Origin of the sequence: Pseudomonas sp. Sample_24, assembly GCF_004307605.1 — a bacterium.
Classification (GTDB): Bacteria; Pseudomonadota; Gammaproteobacteria; order Pseudomonadales; family Pseudomonadaceae; genus Aquipseudomonas.
The window spans coordinates 1-1,292 of the sequence record NZ_RCNW01000105.1 but is presented as its reverse complement, the minus strand read 5'-3'; the positions used below and the strand labels follow the sequence as shown (position 1 = coordinate 1,292).

The following is a 1,292-nucleotide window of genomic DNA, read 5'->3' as shown; positions in this document are numbered from 1 at the left end:
TCATCGGCTTCGGCGCGATCCTGCTGGTCAGCACCAACCCGGCCTTCAAAGATGCGGCTGGCGCACTGTTGGGCGGTAACAACATGGCGGCGGTGCACCTGGCCAACGCGGTGGGCGGCAGTATCTTCCTGGGCTTCATCTCGGCGGTAGCGTTCGCGACCATTCTGGCAGTGGTTGCCGGTCTGACCCTGGCCGGTGCTTCGGCGGTGTCCCACGACCTGTATGCCAGCGTGATCAAGAAAGGCAAGGCCAACGAGAAGGATGAAATCCGCGTCTCGAAAATCACCACCATCGCTCTGGCAGTGCTGGCGATTGCTCTGGGTATCCTGTTCGAAAGCCAGAACATCGCGTTCATGGTTGGCCTGGCGTTCTCCATCGCGGCAAGCTGCAACTTCCCGGTCCTGCTGCTTTCCATGTACTGGAAAAAGCTGACCACTCGCGGTGCGATGATCGGTGGCTGGCTGGGTCTGGTCAGTGCTGTTGGCCTGATGGTGCTTGGCCCGACCATCTGGGTGCAGATCCTGCATCACGAGAAGGCGATCTTCCCGTATGAGTACCCAGCGCTGTTCTCGATGATCATTGCCTTCGTCGGCATCTGGTTCTTCTCGATCACCGACAAGTCGGCGGCGGCTGACAACGAGCGGGCGCTGTTCTTCCCGCAATTCGTTCGCTCGCAGACTGGTCTGGGGGCGAGCGGGGCGGTTTCACACTAAGGCTTGATGCTTTTATGTAAGTAACGCAGTAATGAAGGATGCCCCGGTCGAGAGACCGGGGCATTTTTTATTGGGCGGTTATCGAACCGAATCTGCGGGATTTGCACGATTTACTGTAGGAGCGAGCCTGCTCGCGAAAAACGTCCAGGCAACACGGAGGCATTCAGGCAACCCGCGTTAGCGTTTACGTCAATCGCGAGCAGGCTTGCTCCTGCAGGGGCATTGATGGTTGGTTGTCAGGACGCCATCGCTGGCAAGCAAGCTCCCACAGGGGCTGCGGTTTAGCGGGAGAAATGTGTACGTCTGCAATCGGGTCGGGCACCAGTTCGCCTCGATGTTTGAACGATGAGGCTCACTAACAAAAACGGCCTCTATATAAATAGAGGCCGTTTCCGGTACAACTCAACTCGCTACAGCAAGACAGATCTTACTTGCGGTCTTCCAGCTTGGTGATGTCACGCGACTCGTAGCCGGTGTACAACTGGCGCGGGCGGCCGATCTTGTACGGGCTGGAGAGCATTTCCTTCCAGTGGGAGATCCAGCCGACAGTCCGCGCCAGGGCGAAGATCACGGTGAACA

At 58.0% G+C, this 1,292-nt stretch carries 1 protein-coding gene and 1 pseudogene; one reads left to right on the top strand and one right to left on the bottom strand.

The genetic code is table 11. The features are described from left to right. A pseudogene (gene actP / locus D8V06_RS05145) lies at positions 1-713 on the top strand (cation acetate symporter); the annotation flags it as partial. A gap of 427 nt (positions 714-1,140) precedes the next feature. Here the strand turns inward: actP and D8V06_RS05140 are convergent. Beyond that, positions 1,141-1,292 (bottom strand): citrate/2-methylcitrate synthase (locus D8V06_RS05140; RefSeq protein WP_277751289.1); only part of this gene is annotated, 152 nt, incomplete at its 5' end.